This window comes from Oleiphilus sp. HI0079, assembly GCF_001635105.1.
This window is the reverse complement of record NZ_LWFT01000278.1, coordinates 1-875: the sequence shown is the minus strand read 5'-3', so window position 1 is coordinate 875 and position 875 is coordinate 1. Positions and strand designations below refer to the sequence as shown.

The window sequence follows — 875 nt, the reverse complement described above, 5'->3', positions numbered from 1 at the left end:
CACGACTCGAGACATACACGCCAGCGTGGCCCCTGCCGAAGATCTTCCGAATGACCAAGAAGGGGAAGTTGATCGAAGGGATCTTCAGAGGCGAGACGATCAACACGCCTTCTATGCTCTGCGTTGCGGACTATCTGGACGCATTGCGTTGGGTGGATAGTCTGGGCGGCCTTACTGGAGCAATTGCGCGCTCAGAAGCGAATCTGGCTGCGATACAGGCTTTTGTTACTCAGCACGACTGGATTAACTTTCTAGCGAGAGATCCTGCAACGCTCTCAAATACGAGTGTCTGCTTGACGGTTGATGCGAGCCCGGAACAAGTAAAAGCGATGATTACGCTGCTGGCCGACGAAAATGTCGCGTTTGATATTGGCTCTTACCGAGACGCCCCGGATGGCCTGAGAATTTGGTGTGGTGCGACCGTGAATACCTCTGACGTCGAAGCCTTGATGCCTTGGCTTGCTTGGGCTTACGCGCAAGTCTTATAACCACAGACACAATAAACTGTAGATTTTTGTCAAACACCCGAGTAATTATTCAAATCTGTTCTAATCTTAGATAAGGCTATGATGGAGGAAGAGTAATGGAAGTCTCGACGATGATTTCTTGGATAGTGTTGGTATTCGTGGTGTTTTACATCGTCCGCATATACAACCTGCTTGTGGCGTATAAAAATCAGTATGAGAATGCATTCTCTCAAATCGAAGTGCAGCTCAAGCGGCGATATGACTTAATTCCTAATCTTGTTGAGGCAACTAAAGCCTATCTGACTCATGAGAAAGAAACGCTCGAAGCGGTGATTAGTGCACGAAATACGGCATTAGCGGGCTTGAAAGAAGCCTCTAAAAATCCAGCAAGTGCTTCTGCTTTGGGCA

At 48.1% G+C, this 875-nt stretch carries 1 protein-coding gene and 1 pseudogene; both read left to right on the top strand.

Features of this window, described 5'->3' with window-relative positions; genetic code table 11:
- Positions 1-488: pseudogene (locus A3750_RS04010) on the top strand (phosphoserine aminotransferase); the annotation flags it as partial.
- 95 nt (positions 489-583) lie between these two features.
- On the top strand, positions 584-875 hold a 292-nt coding region (locus A3750_RS04005), incomplete at its 3' end, for a LemA family protein (RefSeq protein WP_197474867.1).